A 21,400-nucleotide genomic window follows, 5' to 3' on the forward strand; every position below is an offset into this window, starting at 1 on the left:
ACCCGATTCGTCTCCCTTGGGGGACCAAAGCGCAGGGGTCTGACGAGAATGTCGCAAAAGCTAAGCATAAGCCAACGGTCGAAGGCCGCGCTAACTCGCCCTAGCGAGACCGAAATGAGTCCGGAAGCGGAAGGGGTGCTATCAGGGACCTGATATGCTCGAGCGGACGCTACTTTGCATCGAAGGGCTGGTCGCAGATTTGAACGCACAAAGCGCTCTCGCATCATCGGACGGTTGGAAGCTGGCCGAACTCTGCCTGCAGCTGGCGCTCGGTCCGAACGTTCGCTTGAGCTGGGACTTCGTTGACAAATGCAAGCGGGGTGGGGCGAGTGGTTACGAGACGCCTCAAAATCCTCTGCGGCGGCTTCAGGTGGAGCCGCTGGGCGACCATGGCTGAGTTGACCTCGATCCAATCGCAACGCTGAAGATGCTTGTGCAGCTTGTCGCCGTCGTGGCCGTGGAAGTCCTGCATCCACGCCGCCACTTCGCGAGGGGTCCGGGCGGCGCCGAACCACTTGCATTCGACGACTACCCAAGTCGTTTCGTCGACGCTGACTGCCAGTACGTCAATCTCGCCGAGCTTTTTGCTCGCCCCTAGGCGCGTCATCGGAATCGACTCATGCGGCCTCCAACCTGCTTCGGTGAAGATCTCCGCCACCTTCCTTTCAAACGCGCGCCCGCGGCGGGCGACCTCGGCATCAATATAGGCCTTTGCTGCGGCGGTACGCAGTTTGGCCTTGTCCCATATACCCATTTCCAGCAGCAGCATCGCATACTCAGTTCCCATTTGAACTTGGCGAACGCCGAACATGATCTCAGGATCATCTTCGTTACCCAGTACCAGAAGCGGGCGCGTCATGAGCGATAGCCTGCGCTCGAAAAACCATGGGAATATGTCGCTCGGCGCGAATCCCGGAGGCGGCGTATCCCACGCCGGCCGCGTAAACAGTCCGAAGGCGGCGAGGAAGCGATCGAATTCGTCGCTGCTAATGGGATTCCCCAACCGCCCAGTCATAGGAACGATGGCTGCGGTTAACTCGGACCGTCGTAAGCGAGTGACTTCGAAGGATCGCTCAGCGGCTATGCTTTGCAATGCGAAAGAGATAACCGCGATGGCAGAAGACGTCAGGCCGATCTCTTCTCGAACCACATGTTCGAAGGCACCGCTATCTCCCTCCTCCTCCTTTCCAGATGACAGCGGGTCATCTTGATGGCGCTCGATCCATTCCGTGTCGTCTTGCGGTGTATCGAAGAGATCCGGATAGCGTTCCTCATCTATGGTGACAGCCTCCTCGAGGCACGCCTTGAGGTATTGTGTAATGAATGCCTCGGCTCCGCCGCCATAAGGCAGGATTGAACCGTCGGGTAGAAATGTGAGCTCTCCCTTTATGAGCGTGCGCTGTGCGGCGTCGCTGAACTCGGCCGTATGGACGAGCGCCGCTACCTGCGCTGCGATAGCGTCGATATCCGACAGCCCGGGCCGACGACCGCCCGTCATGGGACATGCGCAGAGCGCCATCTCGGCCACCACGCGATAGGTTCGGAAGGCATGGTCACGCTGATTAGCGCGACGGACGCCAAGTTGAGGATCATCCGTGTAGGCGACGCGCCGTGCCCGCGCGCCGCGCTCATCGTCGACCCGATGCCTGTGCGCCGCTTCGATCAATCCGAGCACAAGGTGCAATGTCTCGCCTCGATCGAGGCTCGAAAGGCGGTCGCGGCACGTCTCCCAGTGCACGTCCACAGCAGCGTTGAGAATGACATTGACCTGCCCAGCATCGCTGATCGGCGTCATGGGCGGCGCGACCGTAAGTCGGTGGCGGCCAATAAGGCGCTCGTCCATCCAGCGGCCCGCAACCGCGAGGTCGGGTGCTTGGAGCGGGCGGTAGCGGGTCTTGTCTGTCGTAAGATCGATGGCGAAGGCCTGATCGATGTCGCGGGTGATGTGGATCATCTTGAGATCCGGATTGGCAAGTATCTCGCCCGCCCAATTTAGCGCGTTGATGGTTGTTGCTTCGCCGCGAAGCGTCAAGATGCCCTCCAAGATCCAAGCCAAGACCTGAACCTCAGCCGCGTTGTCCACGCGGACCATGCGCTCCATGAGATTAGCCGGCAGAGCAATCCTCACCTCCGAGCCGTCTGGGCTATAAAAGAACTGCGCAGTGTCCGGACCGTCGGTGATCGTTATCGGTATTGGAAGCAGCGTCACGAGAAGTGGCTTCGCGGTTGCTGAGAGCCGCCCTCCCACCTCTACGCTGGCGCGTGACAACCATTCCAGCACGGCCTGCCAGAGAAGAAGGAGAAACTGCCGGTCTTCCACGTCGGCAGGTGGGCGGCCAACGGATACCCACCAGGGGCCGTGTTCGTTTTCAACCACTCCGACCAGTGTGCCGGCCGCGATGGCCATGTGATCGTTGTAGATGGGCGACTGCGGATCCGGCGCGGTATCATCATTGTCAGGGTATCGTTCGACAATGCTCAGGTCGCCCCAAGGGGTAGCGACACCATGGGTGCACCATGCATCCCGCACCCGGCGGACCAAAGGCGCCACCAACGATGTGTCGCCGATCAACGCCACGCCGCGCATATCGGCCAAGGCCGGCGTGAACGTAAATCCGAAATCTTCCCAAACGCTCCAGTAGACGATCGGGTCGGGCCACAGCTTGATAATCATGCCGCGATGCCTGAGCTCGCGAAGCTCGGCCAACATCTTCCAGAATTTGAGCAGTTCGAATCCAGGTGCCCGAAGCAGCATCGAAAACGAGTACGCGCTCATGGATACTACAAACCACCTCGGCCCGAGGTCAGGTAGATCGCCGATCTGAAGATCCCACCCTGGCGAGTTATGCACGAGCATTGTAAGACCGGCGTCAGCACCGTCCCCCTCCTCAATTTCGTCGTATAGCTTGCGGACCAGCCGGCTGAGCGCAGAAGCTAGCCGACTGCCGCCACCCAGCGGTGGTGGCACGGCATTGTCGCGCGATTTTGGCCACTTTGCCTCCAGGACGAGTAAATGCGCATGCTTGTCGTGGTCGAATTCCAACGCTAATGCGCGCTCCTCGATGGACTTGCTCCAACCCGGATCGCCGATGGCAACGTCGCACCCTGGAAGGGGTTTGGCGTGCGCCCGCGGCAGGTCTACCCCAAGCCAGCGCGCCATATCGCGCAGGTATAGGCTTTTCGCGAGCGATGGACCCAGCGCCAGCACCATGTGTGCAATGGCTGCGGCCACAAGGCCGGGGGGACTCAAGACCTGGACGCCACCCTCCCATTCTATAAGCGGAGAATTTTCCAGATCCGTCGCGCCGAACGGTTGCTCGAGCAGATCAGGCGTTGGCTGAAGGACGAATCTCTTGAGCTGCGCGGCCTCGATGCCAAGCGCATTCAATTCTTCGGCTCGAAAACAGGTGAACGCGCCGACCTTGAACGCGTGTCGCGAATTTGGCCGGAGTGACGCTCTCGGCTGGCTTTCTTCGAACGCGCCGGCCAGCAGGCCACACCGAGACGCAACGGCCTCACTGAGGCAAAGTAATGTCATGACATCGCGTACACCCGCGGCGTCTGCAACGTTGTCCTCTTCCTGTTGGGCCGTGTCGAGCAGGCGTTGCAGATGAAAGCCCGCTCCAGTGTAAATGCCGGGAAATATCCGGAAACCCGACTGCGTCGTCCAGACAATGTCCACGAATGCGTCTTCCGGTGGATCTTCGCTCAAAGCAGCAGGATGATCCGACATAGCTGCAAAGAGGCCCGTTAGGTCGTTCTTGACCGGCGATCGCCGACCATTCGCCAGCACGAGTGCCCAGTGCAGCAGCGTTAGAATTCGAGCATGGTTAGCGAGATAGGCCGGCTCGAGCAGGATACCCGTCAGCATAAGGCGAAGCGTCGTGCCATCGAGCGGAGCTAGGCGTCGGGCAATGTCGACTGGAGGTTGAAGAGAAAACAAGAGACTCTCCCGAGCATCTTCAGATTATCGCTAGTCAGCAGCCATAAAAATGCGCCCGGCGTAGTTTCGGCATTCCGCATTGGTAGACATTCGCTGCGGGGCAACACTATGAGACCTGCACCAGTTTCGCCATCCGATTTGGTCTGTGTGCTTGTTGTCAAGAAGACGCCAACATAGATCAATGGTTGGCCTCGGCTTCGGCCCATCACGTACGTGGCGCTTAGCCCGAAGCGGTAAGGTGCGGTCACAAGATCAGATGCCACAACATGGACGCTAAAATGAACGGCGAAGGCACATCCCGATTCAGCTTTGACATCGACGGTATGGCGAATTTCTTCCAAAACTCCCCGTTTAGTTTTGGCGGAGGCGACATTTTCAGCTGCGGGCCCTTCGGGCTTTTGGAGCACGTCGCGAACATGATCTTCATCCTATCCATGGTTGAAGACAGGGGTGGCCGGAACCCGATCTCGGAGTTCGTGGTTGTGCTTCCACCGGATTCCGAACACACCGTGGAGGACGTTAGGGCCGCGTTCGCCAACGCCGTTGCCGTGCATCGCGGCAGGCCGCTCGACGAGCAGGAACTCAAGGTCCTGCCAAGGCGTCTACAGATTGTTCACGCCGCCAACCTGCAGGTCGATGCCGTCACGGAGATTGTCGAGAGGGTAAGGCGAAACTCGGTCCTGATACTTTGTGCCGGGGCAAAGTATCGCGATGAAGCAGTCGAAGTTCCCGATGCCGGGCCAGGTCAGCCGGGGCTGGAGGAGGATCTGTGGGTCCCCCACTTTCACAGCCTCGCGGCAAAGGCCGTAGCTGTCGCAGGTCGGAACGAGCTTTATGTGGCGCTGCATACAGGTAAGTGGCGTCCGCATCGCAAAGGCAACGCAAACCTTCTTTTGTCGGTCGAAAACTGTGGTCTGCTGACCGCTGAAGACGACAACGATATCGATGGCGTGCTGGCAGAGAACGCAGAGCTGTGGTTTGCCGCCATCGAGGCCGGTCGCATCGGTTCCGTGCTTGCGGCCATCGACGAGTTGCCCGGCGGGTTCAGGCGCCATAAGACCGGGTTGAAAATCCAGATGCTTCACCGGGCAGGGCTTGCGCCGCAGGCTGTTGAGCTGATCCGGGAGGATCTGCGCTCGGGATCAGATCCCAGCCCTGAGGGCCGCGTAAAGCTCGCCATAATCGCCGTCGAAGCTGGCGCGCACGACCTTGCTGCGGAACTGCTGAACCCGGCTATCCGCGAGCTGGCTACGGAGGAAATGCTGGAAGCCGCTGTGAACCTCGCTTACGAGCTCGGCGAGAAAGAGCTTGAATCAAGAAGTGTCGCGCAGCTCGAACGCATGTTTCCGGGTTCGCACCATCTTCAGAGGCATCGCCTGAGATTACTGTTGAAGGCGCGCGACTATGCGGGCGTCACCGCAATGCTGGCAGCGCCGCCGCCCGGCATCGATCAAGAGGTTGCTGCTTACTATGAGCGGCTCGCTACCGGTTTGTCTGGTGCCGACAAGTCCGGCTACGAAGCTGTTCTGGCCGAGGTCGCGAATCGTTGGCCGGGCCGGCTCGTCCAGGCGCGGCTCGCCTGCATCCGGGATGCGGATGCGCGTGGCCTGTTCTCCCAAGCACTGGCTCTCTGCATGACGCTTGAGCTGACAGGAGGAAACGCCCAGCGATCCGCATGGGCGCTTCTGCATGCCATCGAACAGCTGCTGATCCGTCGTGACGAAGATGGCGGGCTCGGTATTGATCCGGCGGACCTTGATCGACCGGTTAATGCCCTTCTGGGCTACCTTGCACGTAATCCTGCCGACGGCGAGACGCGGCAAGCACTCGCAAAGCTTCTGTCGGTAAAGGTCACTGGGACCTACGGCCTGCCGGTGATCGCGACCGCAACTTTGAAGCTGGTGCAAGCCACTCCCGCGCCGACAGGCAACGCGCCAAGGCTGCGGGCAAGGGGTCAAGCGGATTACGAAGAGAGCCTCATGCCGTTCCTAAAATCGGCGCTGCAATGGCTGGCTGACCAACGGGTCGTTGCTTTGGGCCGCACGACGCTGCCCGCAGCCCTTCTCAATGGGCAGGCGGATACGCTCATCAACGGGCTTTCCGGATTGATAGAGCATGTAAGCCAAGGCCTGCGCGATGCTTCGGATATCGACTATATCCAAAAGCTTCTGGCGATCGCCGTGGCAACCGCGCCGCACACAAGCGCGCCGAACATCGATCTCATGCTGATAAGGCTGGTAGGCGGCGCGTATGTGACTGCCGGACGAGTCCAGCATGCGCGCAACCTTGCAGAACATGGCCTTCAGGTCGCAGGAGATGATCCGCTGCGATCGCGTATCGCATGGTACGGCTTCGCCGACATCTATCATCGCCTCCACAACCTGACCGAATCGCTTGTCGGAATGGCGTGCGCACTTTCATGCGAAGCGCCAGTCGGCCCCGAAGAAGCATGGTATGAAACTCATGGCCTGATCCGGTTGATGCGTGACCTGAACATGACGGCCTTCGCGCGCTCGCTTCTGCCCGTTGCAAAGCAGCTCTTCCGGACCATGGGGGTGGAGCAGCCTCAGGGGCATCGCCTTGAAACGATCGAACTTGGCCTTCGCTTCCGCGAATTGGTGATGACGATCCCCGCTCCGGAAAACATGGCTGAGTTTTTTGCCACTCTTGCCGATAACTGCCAGACGGTAATCGACCTTCATGACGAACTCGCCCCTGTCTCGATTTTGCTGGCACAGGCGATCCGGATGGCGGAGGCCAGTGGAATTGCCGTACCGGACCGGACGCGGGAACTGCTGGAGGCGGCGCTGGCAGCACTCGGCGAGCCGAACGCTTCGATGGTCCGGACCCTGTCTATAGGAGGACCGTCGGCAAAAGATGTATTGTCTTTCGCGAAGCGCCTCGAACCCGCGCGGCACTCGGAAGATGCGGCATACGATGTTCGTCCCGTGGCAATGGCGGCACGGAGGCTGCTGGGCTCTAAGGAGGCGGGCGACGATGCCGAGATTGCGGCGTTCGCGATCGAGCTTCTCGCCGACCAAGCAATCAAACGTCAATCCGCCGACAGCGGTTCTGCCCTTCCATGCTCGATCGAGGAGCCGGCAGAAATCGCGAAAAAAATCTCGCACGCCGGTATCAGCGTCACCTTGCTTGGTGTGACGGACACAAACCGCGTGGTGCGCGTTACCGCAGAACGTGGCGAGTTGTCGGCGACGACAGTTGAACCGACGGACGTTTTTTCCAAGACAGCGTTCGACACGTGGGGGGAACAGTACCCGTACCAATACGCCTTCGATTCAGACGATCTGAACGTGTTCTACAACAGTATGCGCGAACTTGGGATCAGCGTCGCCCCGACGACGCCCGTTCTTCTTGTTGCCGACGTTGCGCTGCAGCAACTCCCTGCGAACCTGCTCATGGCATCCGGCGAATTGCTCGGCCTGCAAGTCCCCGTGGCGGCCGCACCGTCCCTTTCGTGGCTCAAGGAGGCAAGAGACCGCCCGGCGAGGACTGGTGCACCGTTAGCATGGATTCCCATCTCGGACGACCCAGAAGCTGTTCAGACTCTCGGAACGCTGGCCGACCGGCTCAGCGGCACGCTTCGCGACCACTCGGTCGACCTCGACACAGGGCTTGCGGTTCCGGACCGCTTGAAGGGTGCCGAGTTGGCAATAGTCACGGCGCATGGAAGCATCATTCCGGAAGGCCGCTTCTTTCAGGTTGTCGCAGATGATGCCAATATGAGGCTTACCCCCGACGCAATATCGAGTGCTGTGCGCGACGCAGGCGTTGTCATTCTGTTTGTCTGCAGCGCCGGCAGGTTTGATAAGCATCCCATGGCCGACACCACGACCGGACTTACAAAGGAACTGCTCGATCAGGGCTGTTCGGCGGTAGTCGCGTCACCGTGGCCGCTCAACGCGAGTGTCCCCGCCTACTGGCTACCTGCGTTTATGGACGCGTGGTCCGCCGGAGCGACTGTGATCGAGGCGAATTTCGAAGGCAACAAGGCAGTCGAACGCGCCCTGGGAAACTCTCCCGCAAACCGCCTCGCGCTGACCGTCTTCGGCGATCCCCTGGTGACGAAACGGCGGGAAACAGAACCTGCATGACGTCGAGCACAATTGGACGAGTCATCAGCTTGCGGATAGGCTTAGCGTCCAAGCGGCTCTTTAAGAGCGCCCAGGCCACCGTTGACATTTGCATTCTCGAAAGAGCGTCGCCGATAGGAGAAGAGTGTTTCCGCGATAGTGGGTGTCGGGATGTAGCGGTCTACCGCCTCGATCCCCCAACAGGCCGGCAATGCGACCCTAGATAGCCTAGTCATCACTGCCCCTCGGAGGGTCGCGCGATCCTTGGTTGTTTCGTTGTTTCCGGTGAGCGCGGCGGCAATAGCCGAAAGGACAGTACGTGGACGCGGCGCCGACTGCCCTGCCGCCATCAACTGATCTAATACTTATATTGCATATCAAAAGATACTAATGTACAGTTTTATGAGAAAATTTTGGCGCGATGACTGCATGTCGTCAGTGCTGGATGGGGGGAACTATGAACATCAGCAAAATTGCGTGCCTGGTCGTTTTCCCGATCGCCTTGGCAGGGTGCGGCACTTTCACACCAAGAGAAATTGCAGAGCCAAGTCGCGTAACAGTGCGCGACGCAATCTTCGAAGTTGCCGATTCTCTTCGAGACGTTCAGGATCGAGTGCCGGCCAATAAACGGTCGGGGTTAATTGCTGATGAAGTTACAGTAGTCTTTAATGTAGCTGCGAGCTCGACCGTTACCGACAAGGGCGGTCTTACTATATCAAATGTGCCTCTGGCAGGCGGCACGCTCGGCGCCAATGCGGAAACCCAAAACGTGTCGGCCGCGAACCGTGGAAACACTATTACAATCAAGTTTAAAAATCTGGCTACGGCGGACATCAAGAGTGGCCCTGCCTTGGGCGGAAGCAAGGTTTGCGAGAAGGGCTTCATACTGGTTCGGGGAGAATGCGTTCCCATCATCTTGAAACCCGCGCACTGACGCCGCAACCAGAGCCTACTCCTAGCTTGAGACATGATGAGAGTAAGGAGCAGCACCGCGGCCGAATCTGCAAGACGCTTCGGCCAACTTCCTGCTTCCGAACCGCAAGCGTCCCTGCCTTGTACCTGCGCAGTGATGAATGTGCATCCAGATGCCGCGCAGCTCGATCATCGATCTAGCCCGTAGAGTCACCGCGAACTTCGCTTCAAATCCGGAACGACGATATAGCCTTCTCCGGGTCGCCAAACTGGGACAGTAGCGCCCGCTGGCGCTTGCGATGACCCAGGCGCAACCGGCTCTGAGGTGCGGGGCGGGGAAATCTCCGGACTTTTAGGAGAAGTCGCCGTACTTTCCGTCACGGTATCCTCTGCTTGAACGCCCTGGCAGCTGACAACCGCCTCATCCGATTGGCCCCCTCCCATAGCAAAGGCTCCGGCCTCCACTGCCAAGAAAACGGTCGCAACGCTGCGGATAAATGTGATCATCTCAGACCAATCCGACGCAGGGCAATAATGATAGCGCCCATATGAGGCGACATGGTGACAAAGGCGGCATCCCGCAGGACGCCGACGCAGCCCAATCAGAAACGCGGGGCCTGACCGATATTTTCACAAGCTCACCAGTACTTTGTCACGTTGGCCAAGCCAGTTGCGAAGAGCAGCTCGACCTACAAAAAGGTCAGAGTGGGGCGGCAACTCGTATCCCGCAACCGCAGCCCTTATCCGTCCAAAATATGCAACCCCTTGGCGTAGCCAGCATCTGAAAATCTGCTTCGCGGGATGCGAGGGATCAAGCGCTCCCGCGATGGTCTGCGCAATAGGCCGAGGACTATGACGCACATTTAGCGAAGACAGTTAGAACCCCTCATGCCGCCGGCTGAAACCGCCGTTCGGTGAGCGGGCAAAGCACGTCGGTCCGCTATCAGCCACCTGTCCCGTATGGCAACGTATCTCCCCTACGGTTACTTGCAACTTGGAAGTTTAAAACCAACCACCCTTGTGCGCCAACCAACTTCAGTAGTTGACGGATAGTATTCACCCGTATACCAAAATGTACAAGAATCACTTGGGTCGACCTCCATAGAACTATAATCACCCCATCTGCTAGGGTTGGAAGTCTGAGAGCCGCTACCTTGCTGCAGAACAAATTCCATTGATAAAAAGCCAATCTTGTCGGACGGTGACCTGGTCGCCACTCTCAAGCTCGGGAACACCGAATTAGACGATGCAGAATAGCCAAGCGCTATATTACCCCCGGCATCCATCGCTATGCTGCCCATCCATCTATTCAATGAGTCGGGCGAGAAGGTTCCCTCCTGGAATTTATTCCAAGAAGAGCTTCCATTTTTTCGCAACTCATACCATCGAATGCCAGCTCGGTCGTGACCATCAGCATTTACTGTATGATTCACAACAAGTGTCTGATGGTCACCAAAATTTCTGTATTGGGCTCTCCACATGGTCCAAACCGGCAAAGTCTCCAGCCTGATGTCCGTTCCCGGTTGCGGGACACAAAACCCGGAGAACATGTCGTTGCAAAGCACCTCGTTGTACTCTGACGTTCCCACCTCGCCCAACTTTGCGAATCGAGACTGATCCGGATTGTCCCATTTTGTTTGAAACGCATATAATTCCAAACGGTCGTGACCGCCGAATTGCTGTCCGTCCACATGCCGCAAGAAAATCTCGGGTGACCCGTCGGCCGGTGGCGGCCCGTCCACGTCTGCTGGCATAAGGAAAAGAGACGGCGGTCCAACCGAAAAGTGAACCTGCCGCGCCGGCTTCCCAGCCAGCATTTTATCGCGCTCAAATACCCAGACGTCTAAGCCGCCATCGGGAAAGCCGCGCTGGGTACCCATGTAATAACCGTCCGGCCAAACGGCGATCTTGGGATAGTCGGGGGTGACTGGTTTTCCGTCGGCATCATTTGTTGGGAAGGCATATAAGTACCAACCAGACTGCACGGGATCAGCGCCTTTAGAGATCGCAATGCATTGAAAATGTTCATCAATGGCGAACTGGCTAATCAACCATCGATCCGCGAAATGATCGTAGCGAACAACAGGATCTCCCGCATTCTCGGATTCACAAGGTCCTCCAAAGCCCGCCCACACAGAGTTGATAGGCGATGGCCCGGCAAGCAGTTTCCCTGCCTTGTCGAAGATAGCAAATGCCACGTTACCCATTTGGATGATATGGTTTGGTCCCACCGCACTTGTCACATCCGGGGGGACGTATCCTGTAGCCGGGATGCCGTCGAAACTGGCTACGATGCTCACATTTGGAGCCGCGCCAGCGAGAGTTTGCTGTGCGAGCAGAGGATCCGCCTGACTCGGCTGCAACGTTCTACCGGGACGAGGCTGTCGACCGCCCTCCTCTTCTAAGTCCTCTGTACGCTTTACAGGGTCGCCCGGTTGCCACACCTTCATCGTCGCCAGCAGATGAAAATCGGCTGTGGCCTCGAACGGGTTTGCCACCGCTACGCTCGGAGCGCTGATCTCCTGAGCCTGAGAACCTCCCATTCCATATAGCATCAGGGATGCATATATGGCGCATCTACCAAGAGCACCTGCCATCTGAACCCTCCGATCAACGGATGCGGGGTACGAAGTCCACAATACTACCCCAACCAAGTTGCAACGTTCCAGTAGCACCACGAGGTTTAAATACTAACTTAACACCGTCCGACAGCTTACAATCGATCGAGACAATTGTCTTCGTATTATTGTTGTATATATACACTTTGTCAGGAAATGGCTCTTTTCCAAAATTCGGGACTATTTTCCAAACGGTGTTGGGAGAAGGTGGCTTTTCAGGATCATTGACGCACCCGGTCACCAGGGCAGCTTCGTCCGCCAAAGGGCCTCCATCAGCAGTCTTAACGAACGTGGCCGAGCCAGCAAATGTTCCGGATGCGGTCTGAACAATGTCAACATTACTCGCTACAGCTTTGACCACATTCAGGACGCGCCCATCAGCGATGGATGAGGTTAGTTGGGGCTGAAGGTCGGCTGAGGCCATTAGCCGAGCCTTCAAAAGTTCCGGCGTCAATTGATCGTTGCTCGCACTGAGAAGTGCGGCGGCGAAAGCGACAAGAGGCGACGCGAAGGACGTACCATTCGCAAATTCAACCCGATTCGACCACGCTTCCTCAGAGCGCAAATAAGTTTCAACTGGTACCCTACAGCCTGGGGCTCCTATCTCGACATGCCTCGGGCTGAAGTCGGAAAACGAAGCTAGCGCCCAAACCCCGTCGGCACTCCTCGCGAGCGCCGCGACAGTTATAAGTTTGGACCTGCCCTTGCTGTCGCTACCTCCGTAAATGGCAGGAAAACTCGGCACAGCCGCATCCTGCTTCAACTCTTGGCCCCCGTTGCCTGCAGCAACAACAAAGAGAAATGGGGAGTCAACATTGTCTAGAAAATGTTCGATTGTGTTGATGGGCCGGTCCGTCCGCAAGCTCAGATTTACGATTGTGGTACCATGGGCTTGTATCGAATCGAAAATTGCAAGGAACCGATCTGCACGGGCTCTCGCCTTCCCTGCTCTAGATTCATCGATATTGTAGGGGTCGATCCGAATCCACCTCGGCGATGCCGCAAGGTTGTGCGCTCGCGCAAAAAGAGGGCCGCCAAGAGCGACCGACGCCACTTGCGTACCATGCACAGCTTCAGCTTCGGTTGGGAGTAACGGCATCACTTCCAGAGTTCTTCTTTTCCGATCCGCGTCAGAAAAATTGGCCCGATCGAAGAAAAGGTTATCTGCAAATATCGACTCACCTTTTTGTGCTGTGTACAAACCGCTGTCGACTATCACCACTCGCGCCGGCGAACTTAACTCCCGACCGTCTAAGGCTTCCAAGACGCCTTTAAGATCATAAGGATACGACAACGCTTCTTGATTTTGATCGCAACTGCCGTCATTTGGCGCGGATTGCAATCCGAAGATCGGCTCGAGCGTATCAATATTCGACGCTGGGAGATCAAGCGTGTGCTCGTTGGGCCGAACAGGCAGCACAATCTCACCGGGGGTTAAGGCCGTGGGGTCCTGGCCTGGATTGAGTGCCCTAAAGACATCCACAAAGTAGCGACTTGAACGATCATTAGGCCATTCTCGCGGGCCGTCCTCGGAGTGGTACTCAAAATTCCACGCAGTGCTAATTTTCTTGTCCTCGGTCAATAGCAAGAAATAGTACCAGAGGTTGCGCCGAGGTTTCTCACTAACTGTAACAACAATCGTATCCCCTGGCGCCGCTGGCTCCGGGCATATCGGAATTGTGAGCGTTTCGATTCTATCAAAAGTGTGATGCGCATCCATGGATCTGCCAAATTGCGCAAGATACTGAATCACACGATCAATATACTTTGTATCTGCCGCGCCGAAACAGGATGTAGTCACCACAGTACTGAAATCATCGCCTGCGCGAAAAACCAACTGCCGCGTGCCCGAAAGGGTCCCCCCAGCGGAAGTGGCAGCCACTATTGCTGGGGCCGCGACGCTATCAGCTATCGAGACGGCGGAAGCCTCTTTTCCGGCCGAAGGGACTGGCGCAGCGCTGGGAAGAGGAGCACAGGCGCTTGTTTCTGCGGGGTCAAGTCCGCAGATCGAAGCTCTCGCGGAACTCGACCATTGCTTGGCCCAGCTAGCAAACTCCTTCAGGGTCGTCGGTGTAACGAGAGCGATCCCTTTCTCGTCACTCCGGGTTATTATTCCAGTCACGACTCGGCCGATATTGGGGGAGTCCACAAACGCTGCACCCCCGGCATCTCCAGGGCAGCCTTGAACACCAGTTGAAAGCAACTCGGGATGGGATTGAATAGGCTGCAATCCAGTTGGCGATAAGGCACTCGATAAGGAACCGCTGAAACTGCCGGTTAGTCGCTCGCTGCAGCCATAGCCCCAAAGCGTCACCGAACCCTGTGGAAAAGGAGAATCGAACATCACTCTCTCAATTTCCGTTGTCGGAAGCCGTTGATCGACCTGACACAATGCAAGGCCAACCGTTGACGCCGTCGGGTAGTAGGCATCGCACCTGATGGTATAGACAATCTGGTGCCCACCAGAGAGCAGTGAGAGGTCCTTTTCCTGCCCCGAACTCGGCACGCACTGCGCGGCCGTTAGCAGTACTCGCGGCCCAACAACAACGGAGGTACAGTATCGATCAGGATTTTGAGCCCTCAACAGGTAAAGGCTCGGCTTCGTTATTGCCGCCGGTGGGTTCGGAGCCAACGGCCCTGGGCCGAGTGCACCAGGCGCAATCACTGCCGCGCTTGGATCAACCAACAAAAGCGACCAAATGGTAGCCGAGAATAGTATCCTGATTGCAGCTACCGTGCAGGTCCAGCCCGTCGCCAGGGCACCCCAGGAGGAAGGGAAGGGATAACTATTCATTTGGCCACCGACCGCGACCTGGCTCAATGTTTGAGCGGACGAAGCTTATTACCTCAATTGAGACGTTGGCAACAGAAACTTTTTAGGATAGCCTAATTTACCATTTTCTGATCTCTTCGCGGCTAACCGAAGACCTGATGGAATACTGATTTCGGCTCTGAGTACGGCAATGAGGCTGGCGGCAGTAATTTCTATCATGATGACAGCTAATTGGGCGCATGCGGGTGACTGTAGCGCCGTGGCTGATGCCATAGCTCAAGCAGGTTCAGTAGTTGATAGTGCTACGAAGGCAGAAGCGATCAACCACTCTTCTACGCTAACCGATAATTTAGCAGGACCTATCTATGCATACTTTGTGAGATACACGGTAGAACGAACGTTTGCTAAATTTCCCGGTGAAGCGTCCGATGCGGACGTCAATCGAGTGCAAAGCATATACCTAAACACAGGCGGCCAGTATACACAACAAGAACAGAAATTATTTGCGTCATCGTTAATTCCGTCGGCATACTCTATAATAGATCGGGATATTGATAAGTCAAAGACTATTCAACGTGACATTGATTCAGATCGCAATAACAAATGCGACTCGCGGACTGTTGAAGATAAGTTACTTGCACTAAGGAATTTGGATAATGAGATTATCGACATCGGTACCATGCTGCAAGAGATGGCAGCAGGACAGAGCCCGACGCCGGCATTTCTAAATTTTATCTTCTCTTACCCAGATGCCAATTTGGCATCTATTGGTCAACGTGTCTCGAATTTTGCGCTGGCAGACCGAGAGGCAATCAGGAGAGAAGGAGTAGACATTGACAGAATGCTTCGGAAGCAAAACGGAGTTTCCGTCGAAGATATCAAGAAAAATGGCGTCGTTGGCGTGCCAAATTCCGCGGCGCATCGGCTTTGCTTGTCGGTATTTGGCCTTTGTCGTTGAGTACCTCTTCGTGTTGTCGGCGCACGAACGAGAGCATTCTATTGACCATCTCTTCACGTTTGGATTTTTTGTGCCACCACGCCTCTAATATGCCCAGCGTATTCGACTCAGGTACAAGATCCATCGCCATCGATGCAAGAAGCCTGGCATACTCATCTACAAGGGCAGCAACTATGTCTGAGACGCAGCCGAAAATCATTTGGCAGCGGGGTGCAGTCGGCAAGACCAACTTGAAGAAGCTTTAGTCTAGCTAGCAAGATGCCTCTGGTGGCGATAACTCGAAGTAGGTCTCGAAATTTTTCGAACTGGTAGCTACAGAGCCGAGGCCAGTCGCCTGGCAGGAATCCTGCCACATCGCGAGCACGTCCTGGCATAGGAGGGTCTTCACCTCCGAACCGCTAGGGCAACCCGATTTTCTTCCTGAGGGGGCTTGATATCTCCTCTTGGGCAAGCAAGGAACGGTAGTGCGCTTGTTCCGCGGCAGAGAAGACGGAACCCGCAGCCGCTTCGGCGGCAGCCGCTCGCAGTTCCATGTTATCCGACTCGAGAACGACCTGAGCGACCTCCGTCTCGTACATGCGCTCCTCGTCGCTTTGAGGCGGTCCAATGCCCATCAACAAACGCCAAAACGGAAACGAAACGCTATCTTGCGCGGATCGATCGAGCTGACCAGATTTGGCCTTTGCGATTATCTCGGTGGCAAGACCGCCATCGAGCATTTTCGGAACGCTGAGGATGCCCCATCCCAATTGCGCCTTGTTAGGATGGGTGTGATCGACGCTGTCAAAAAGAGCCAGTCTGCACGCCTCGACACGTGTCCAGTCCGAAGGCAATTGCTCGCGGAAGAGTTCGAGCCACAACGCGCAGGCCGCAGCAACCTGCGGTGTGCTCGAAGATGTGCCGCCGCCGTCCATCTCGAAACCGGCGGGACAGTCGTCGAATTTCATCCAAACGACATTTGGGGTGTATGCCGCAACCGCCTTTTCCATAACGGTTTCAGGCCCCCAACAGCCCTGCATCCTACCGAACTTGTCAGTCGCGTAAGGCTGTTTGTCGAAGGTCGCTCCCACAGCGGTCAGAACGCGATTGAATGCGCTCGGGTAAACGGTGAAGTGCGTGGCAAGGTCGGCCACCTCAAGCTGGTAGCTGTCGCCGGAAGCTGCCACGATAACGATCCCATCATCGTAGAGGGTGTTCACTGCATCTGCCCAACTCTGGCTTGGCAGGCCACCATGGCTGATCGAGACAACCTCGCAACGATTGGACGGATCTGGCTTATCGGGATCACCGCTGGGGCCTAGCGCATCGTAAAGCCCTCTGGCCATTGTGCTGGTGTAAACGTGCACGACGGATGGGCTGATCCGTATGGGAATTACCTCGGCATCGGGGGCACCTCCGATATCCCCCTTGAAATGTTGGAGTCCAAAAGTGAGGTCCATTGCGTTCCCCGCGAGGAGCGCCAGCGTCGCGGTGCCATGGCCAGGTTGATCGAGGACACCGCGCTCTCCAGGATCGATCGGGTCCTTCTTTTTGTCCCAGTAGTCATATCCAAGGCCCGGTCGGAGATTTCGAGGCTTTGAGGCATGCCCCGGTGTGTAGCCCGTATCCAAGTGAGCGATCCTTACGCCCTTTCCGGTCGCCAAACCTCGGACACTTTCGAAGCCGGTAAAGTTCGCGCCGAGATGCCAGCCAGGAGAGATGCCGTCCGTCGCATCCACGAAAGGCGGCCAATCGCCATTTAGGCCGTGATCGAGCTTACCTGGCGGGATCGTAGAACGCTCGTGCAGGATGTCCGGCTCAACATAGTGCGCATAGTTGTGCGCGCTGGCAGCGGCGTGGGCGGTATCCCAAGGCGCCAGGTCGTCCGCGAGCGTGGCGGGTTTAGCCAGCAACCAGTGATCGGCTGCCACGGCAGCGGTGAACTGCGGTCGAGTCTGCAGCGCGGTGGACAAAGGTTCGAGCGAGTACCCCGGGATGGCAAACGGTTGCGTGGCGCTGAAGACGACTGCAAACGGCTGGTTGCGCACCTTTACGAGAAGCTGACCGTTACCCTTTAGCGCCACCGATACCTCCGACCTTTGATCTCAGAGCCTTAGCTACCCAGGTGCTTGGATTGTGATAGGCCGATTTCATCATAGACCGTGCGCTTGCACCGGCCACGGGCTCGATGCCAAGCGCGTCAGCTGATTGCCCCCGATAGTGGGAACTGACTGGGGTCCAGTTGATAAAACAGGACCAGGAGTCCCTTGCTGTCGCCGTAGTGCGCCTGCCAAGTGTCCAAGCTGTATTTGTTGTAGAATTTCTTGAGCGATGAGCTGTTGGAATAGACTTGGCCATTGTCGCCCACAATGCCGACATGGCCGATGTTGGAGCCTTCAGTTGGCGATATGATAATGTTGCCAGGTACGGCATCGGCACGTTTCACGGGCTGGTGCTTGGCCTTCAGGACTAAGTACATGCTGGCAGTTGAAAGCCCTCCGCCGATCTGCCGCAGGAGCGCGCGTCTTGCGACCTCGTTCACCGCCCAGGCGCACGCCAGGTTGCCGTGGTCAGTCCCAGGGACATCACCAGTAAGAAGCGTGTTGACACACGCCTTGGCTTCGTCTGCCAGCTTCCTGTCGAGCTGCTGCTTCGTCAGAAACGTCGCGCCGGCGGCCGCCTTCCAATCCAAGTCGACCGTGACCTCCGGAATCTTGAGCCCGTCGAGGGCCGACTTCAGGTCTGACCCGATGTCGTCCTGGGCGTCAGCCTGCAGCACGCCGGCATCGCCCAGCGGAAAACTGATGTTGCCGGCCTGATCGACTTTGGCGACCAGCTGACCACCCTCGTCTTCAGACGTTATGTTCAGCTTATACAGCGTGTCCGTGCCGACAGTGGTCTTCTCGACGAGGACGGCAGTCTGTCCGGAGCCAATGTGTTCCAGAATTGTGCTTGGAATGTCCGTCATGCGAATTTCCTCCCAAAGCGGTTGCTGATCTCAGGTGAAGTTCTCTTTCGGAAACATGGCCTCAAGCTGGGCGTCCCCGCCCCAGTCGCGGAATGCCTCGTCTGCCTCGGATTGGATGCGGGCCACAGGCCAAGGGGCATCCACGGTCCGGTCGGGGTGCAGCAGGTACACAAAACGTGACTCGTCGAAGCCCACGACCTTTGGGGGGTGCATTTTCGAGAACGGACTCAGACCCAGGCTGACCGCCAATGCGATTGACCCCTCCCCGACGGCCCGTCCCGTGTCGGCGAGGATAGCCCCCGTTCGTTTGCGGCTCTGTAGGTCGACGACCGTAGCAACGCAACCTAGCGGGACGTTGAATTGGGGGAATTCCTGGCGATTGATCACGAAATACGGGACCGTTGCCGCATCCACCCAATGGCGCGTGTCGCTCGGCTTGTATGCTGGGTTCGACAACGACGTCCCGGAGACGTAAAATCCGGGTGCCGGCCCGACTGCACCGTCCTCACCTTGAATTCCGTGCAAATCATTTTTGCTGACGTTGGCTAAATAATCGTAAGAACCTATATCGCCGGGATGATACGCCGTCGGCGAGCCGTCTGCATCAATGGCGAGTTTACTAACGAAAAATGGTGACTTTGATCCCTGCACAAGTCGAACATCGACCTGTGCAACACAGGTCCTTTTGGTGTAGTCCCATTCCGAACATACCGAGCCGATGATATCGACATGAGTCATGCTTTCCCCCAAGTGAGGCATGTTCGGAGCTGGACGAGAAATAGATGATAACCGGTTTTACTGTATTAGCTAACGGAAAATAGCGGTGCTTGAAAATTAAATCCAATATCCACCTAGAAGGTTGTAGTGGCCCCTAGGCTTGCGGCTTTCCCACTCGTCGGTTTCACCGGCGCCCTCACAGGCAATCACCACGCGCGTTCTACCGGGCATTCTGCGAAAGCCGGCCCGAGATCGTCAGTCCCGGCGAGGCCTTCATTTGCTATCAGTGGCCCTGGCCTCGAGAATTTTGCGATTTTGGGGCAGAGATATTGAATTGGCTCGATGCCTCGCGGCGAGTCATGTGAATGCACCTCCCAGCCCCTGACAACCACCTCGCCAGTAATCGCTTCCCAACCGGGCGACTCCCCCGAGAGTGGGTCTCGCGATGTAGCGCTCTATCGACTGAACCGCATATGCACTGAAGGGTGAGCCACTGAAGAGACAGACACCCTGGCAGCAGGCCACTCTGCAGCCTGCCTGGTTTCGATGAGCGTCTAGAAGACTCAGGTTTCGATCGCCTGAATTCGCCACTCCCACCTCTGCCCCCGGGGGGACCAACGCGCCGCCGATGGTGCAGGCCCCCCTCTCCCATTGACGGCTGAGCCAGGTCGACCGACCTGGCCTTGCGAATTCCGTCAGGAGTCGATCCGATTTGTATCCAACCATATCCGCTGCTTCTACTCCCTCGCCAGCGCCTTCTTTTTCCTAAACACATACCCAATCATGGCTGTGCAACTGCATTATCCACGGTTTGGGAGCGTGCCCGAGCTTGCTCAACTGCTCCTGACGTCGGACTTTTGGAGAGCTCGATGGACGACAGGAAATTTCTGACAGCTGAGGAAGTGTCCGAACGCTATCGCGGCAGTATCTCTCCTGGCACGCTGCGTAATTGGCGAGCCAAGAGGATTGGACCGGCCTACGTCAAACTCGGCAAAGCGGTGTTGTACCCAGTTGAGGAACTCGAGAAGTGGGATCAAAAGAATACAGTGGCATGCCGTGCTTCAAGGCGATTGATGATGGACGCCGGTGAGTGAGCATGATTCGTCATAGAGCAGCATACAATAGCGCTCCCAAAAGACGCTCCCAACGCTGTTGATGAGCGTAATATTATATATATTTTTCAATGTGATAACTTTCAGAAGGAGGAAGTTGCACAACCACCCGTCCGGCGACCCGACACCGTCCCGCGCCGACATCGAGATGACCAAACAAATCATAGATACGGCCAAGCCCCTCGGCATCGCCGTGCACGACCACATCATCATCGGCCGCAAGGGCAACGCCTCGATGAAGGGCCTGCTTTTGATCTAACCCTTGTCGCCTAAGAGTGCGCCACCGCGAAGGCGGCGGCGCTGAGCTCATGAGTTCCCGATTGTCGTGCGCGCGATGCAACGAAATCCAAGGTGGCAGGTGGATGTATCCACCGGCTGCGCCATGCGAGCGGCCGGGCGGTAGCGCCGGCAGTAGCTGGGAGCGCACAGGAAGGATCCGCCCTTGGTGACCTTGCGCGGAATTCGAATGTCGGGCGTACGGGTGTCGTAGCTCATCTCGCGCGCGGCACCGCGAGGGTTGTCCGCAGTGCAGCAGGGGCTGTCGATCGCGCTATGTTCCTGGTACCAATCGGTTGTCCACTGCCAGACATTGCCAGCCATGTCGTATAGCCCGTAGTTGTTCGGTGGGAACGAGCCGACCGGGGCCGTGTATTCAAATCCGTCCTCCGCCGAGTTGTGATACGGAAAATCACCTTGGTAGGTATTGGCCAAGTGCTGGCCAGCTGGGGTAAACTCTTCCCCCCATACGAATTCAGCCCCATCCATGCCGCCGCGGGCGGCGAACTCCCATTCGGCCTCGGTGGGCAGCATTTTCCCGGCCCACTCGGCATATGCCTGGGCGTCTTCGAAGGCTATGTGGACGACCGGATGGTCCTTGAGCTTGGCGATCGAACTCGCCGGTCCACGCGGATGTCGCCAATTGGCGCCGCGCACATAGACCCACCAATTGTAATGATTGCGCATGTCCACGGGACCGGACGGTTTCTTGAAGATGGTCGAGGACGGCGCCAGCATTTCCGGCTTGGCGCCTGGATAGTCGACAGGGTTGGCGGGCCTCTCGGCCAGGGTCACGTAGCCCGTCTCCGCGACGAAGCGACCGAACTCCCGGTTCGTGACGGTGTACGGGTCGATCCAGAAACCGCTGACGCGTACTCGGTGTGCGGGCGCTTCCTCAGGATAATGCCGGTCCGAACCCATCAGGAACTCACCACCGGGTATCCAGATCATGTTGGGAGACGGGGCCTCGCCTTGCCTGGGTGATGGTTCATGTTCCGCGGCGGGTTGAGTACCGACATCCATACGCAGGCTCATTGGACGCACCCCACGCCT

General features: G+C 57.3%; 11 protein-coding genes and 2 pseudogenes. 5 read left to right on the plus strand and 8 right to left on the minus strand.

Translation table 11 applies throughout. The annotated features are described in order from the left end of the window. Positions 1 to 223 precede the first annotated feature (223 nt). Positions 224 to 3,871 carry a hypothetical protein gene (locus DPM33_RS19035; protein WP_146770282.1) on the minus strand — a complete coding sequence of 1,216 codons (3,648 nt, stop codon included), beginning with the start codon at positions 3,869 to 3,871 and terminating at the stop codon, positions 224 to 226. A gap of 350 nt (positions 3,872 to 4,221) precedes the next feature. On the opposite strand from DPM33_RS19035, the gene DPM33_RS19040 reads away from it, so the two are divergent. Next, positions 4,222 to 8,055, plus strand: coding sequence for an ATP-binding protein (locus tag DPM33_RS19040; RefSeq protein ID WP_146770283.1), 3,834 nt, complete (start codon positions 4,222 to 4,224; stop codon positions 8,053 to 8,055). Positions 8,056 to 8,491: 436 nt separating this feature from the next. Further along, positions 8,492 to 8,968: a hypothetical protein gene (locus tag DPM33_RS35865; RefSeq protein WP_146770284.1), complete on the plus strand. Its 477-nt coding sequence runs from the start codon at positions 8,492 to 8,494 to the stop codon at positions 8,966 to 8,968. Positions 8,969 to 9,929: 961 nt separating this feature from the next. Here DPM33_RS35865 and DPM33_RS35870 read toward each other — a convergent pair. The 3 genes and pseudogenes from DPM33_RS35870 to DPM33_RS37785 all read right to left on the minus strand — a co-directional run. Further along, positions 9,930 to 11,543, minus strand: a complete 1,614-nt coding sequence (locus tag DPM33_RS35870; RefSeq protein WP_146770285.1) for a hypothetical protein — start codon at positions 11,541 to 11,543, stop codon at positions 9,930 to 9,932. A gap of 13 nt (positions 11,544 to 11,556) precedes the next feature. After that, a complete protein-coding gene (locus DPM33_RS19045) occupies positions 11,557 to 13,446 on the minus strand; it encodes a S8 family serine peptidase (RefSeq protein ID WP_245442248.1) in 1,890 nt (629 codons plus the stop codon). Positions 13,447 to 13,617: 171 nt separating this feature from the next. After that, a pseudogene (locus DPM33_RS37785) lies at positions 13,618 to 14,358 on the minus strand (trypsin-like serine protease); the annotation flags it as partial. Between the two features lie 169 nt (positions 14,359 to 14,527). On the opposite strand from DPM33_RS37785, the gene DPM33_RS35875 reads away from it, so the two are divergent. Continuing rightward, positions 14,528 to 15,295 (plus strand): hypothetical protein, encoded by a 768-nt coding sequence (locus tag DPM33_RS35875; RefSeq protein ID WP_146770287.1) that lies wholly within the window; start codon positions 14,528 to 14,530, stop codon positions 15,293 to 15,295. A 398-nt stretch (positions 15,296 to 15,693) separates the two neighbouring features. On the opposite strand, the gene DPM33_RS19050 is transcribed toward DPM33_RS35875, so the two are convergent. From DPM33_RS19050 to DPM33_RS19060, 3 genes are all read right to left on the minus strand, one after another. Beyond that, positions 15,694 to 17,358 (minus strand): S8/S53 family peptidase, encoded by a 1,665-nt coding sequence (locus DPM33_RS19050; RefSeq protein WP_112098986.1) that lies wholly within the window; start codon positions 17,356 to 17,358, stop codon positions 15,694 to 15,696. A gap of 116 nt (positions 17,359 to 17,474) precedes the next feature. Beyond that, entirely contained in the window at positions 17,475 to 18,242 is a 768-nt protein-coding gene (locus tag DPM33_RS36310) for an NlpC/P60 family protein (protein ID WP_167449137.1), read from the minus strand. A gap of 30 nt (positions 18,243 to 18,272) precedes the next feature. Beyond that, entirely contained in the window at positions 18,273 to 18,980 is a 708-nt protein-coding gene (locus DPM33_RS19060) for a glycoside hydrolase family 75 protein (RefSeq protein WP_167449138.1), read from the minus strand. 848 nt (positions 18,981 to 19,828) lie between these two features. On the opposite strand from DPM33_RS19060, the gene DPM33_RS19065 reads away from it, so the two are divergent. Together DPM33_RS19065 and DPM33_RS19070 are read left to right on the plus strand one after the other, a co-directional pair. After that, positions 19,829 to 20,053: a helix-turn-helix domain-containing protein gene (locus DPM33_RS19065; RefSeq protein WP_112098989.1), complete on the plus strand. Its 225-nt coding sequence runs from the start codon at positions 19,829 to 19,831 to the stop codon at positions 20,051 to 20,053. Between the two features lie 115 nt (positions 20,054 to 20,168). Further along, positions 20,169 to 20,330: pseudogene (locus DPM33_RS19070) on the plus strand (JAB domain-containing protein); the annotation flags it as partial. Positions 20,331 to 20,377: 47 nt separating this feature from the next. Here DPM33_RS19070 and DPM33_RS19075 read toward each other — a convergent pair. Beyond that, on the minus strand, positions 20,378 to 21,298 hold the full coding sequence (locus DPM33_RS19075) for a formylglycine-generating enzyme family protein (protein WP_112098991.1): 921 nt from the start codon (positions 21,296 to 21,298) through the stop codon (positions 20,378 to 20,380). Between the last annotated feature and the right edge of the window lie 102 nt (positions 21,299 to 21,400).

The organism is Mesorhizobium hawassense (genome assembly GCF_003289945.1).
Taxonomy (GTDB): Bacteria; Pseudomonadota; Alphaproteobacteria; order Rhizobiales; family Rhizobiaceae; genus Mesorhizobium; species Mesorhizobium hawassense.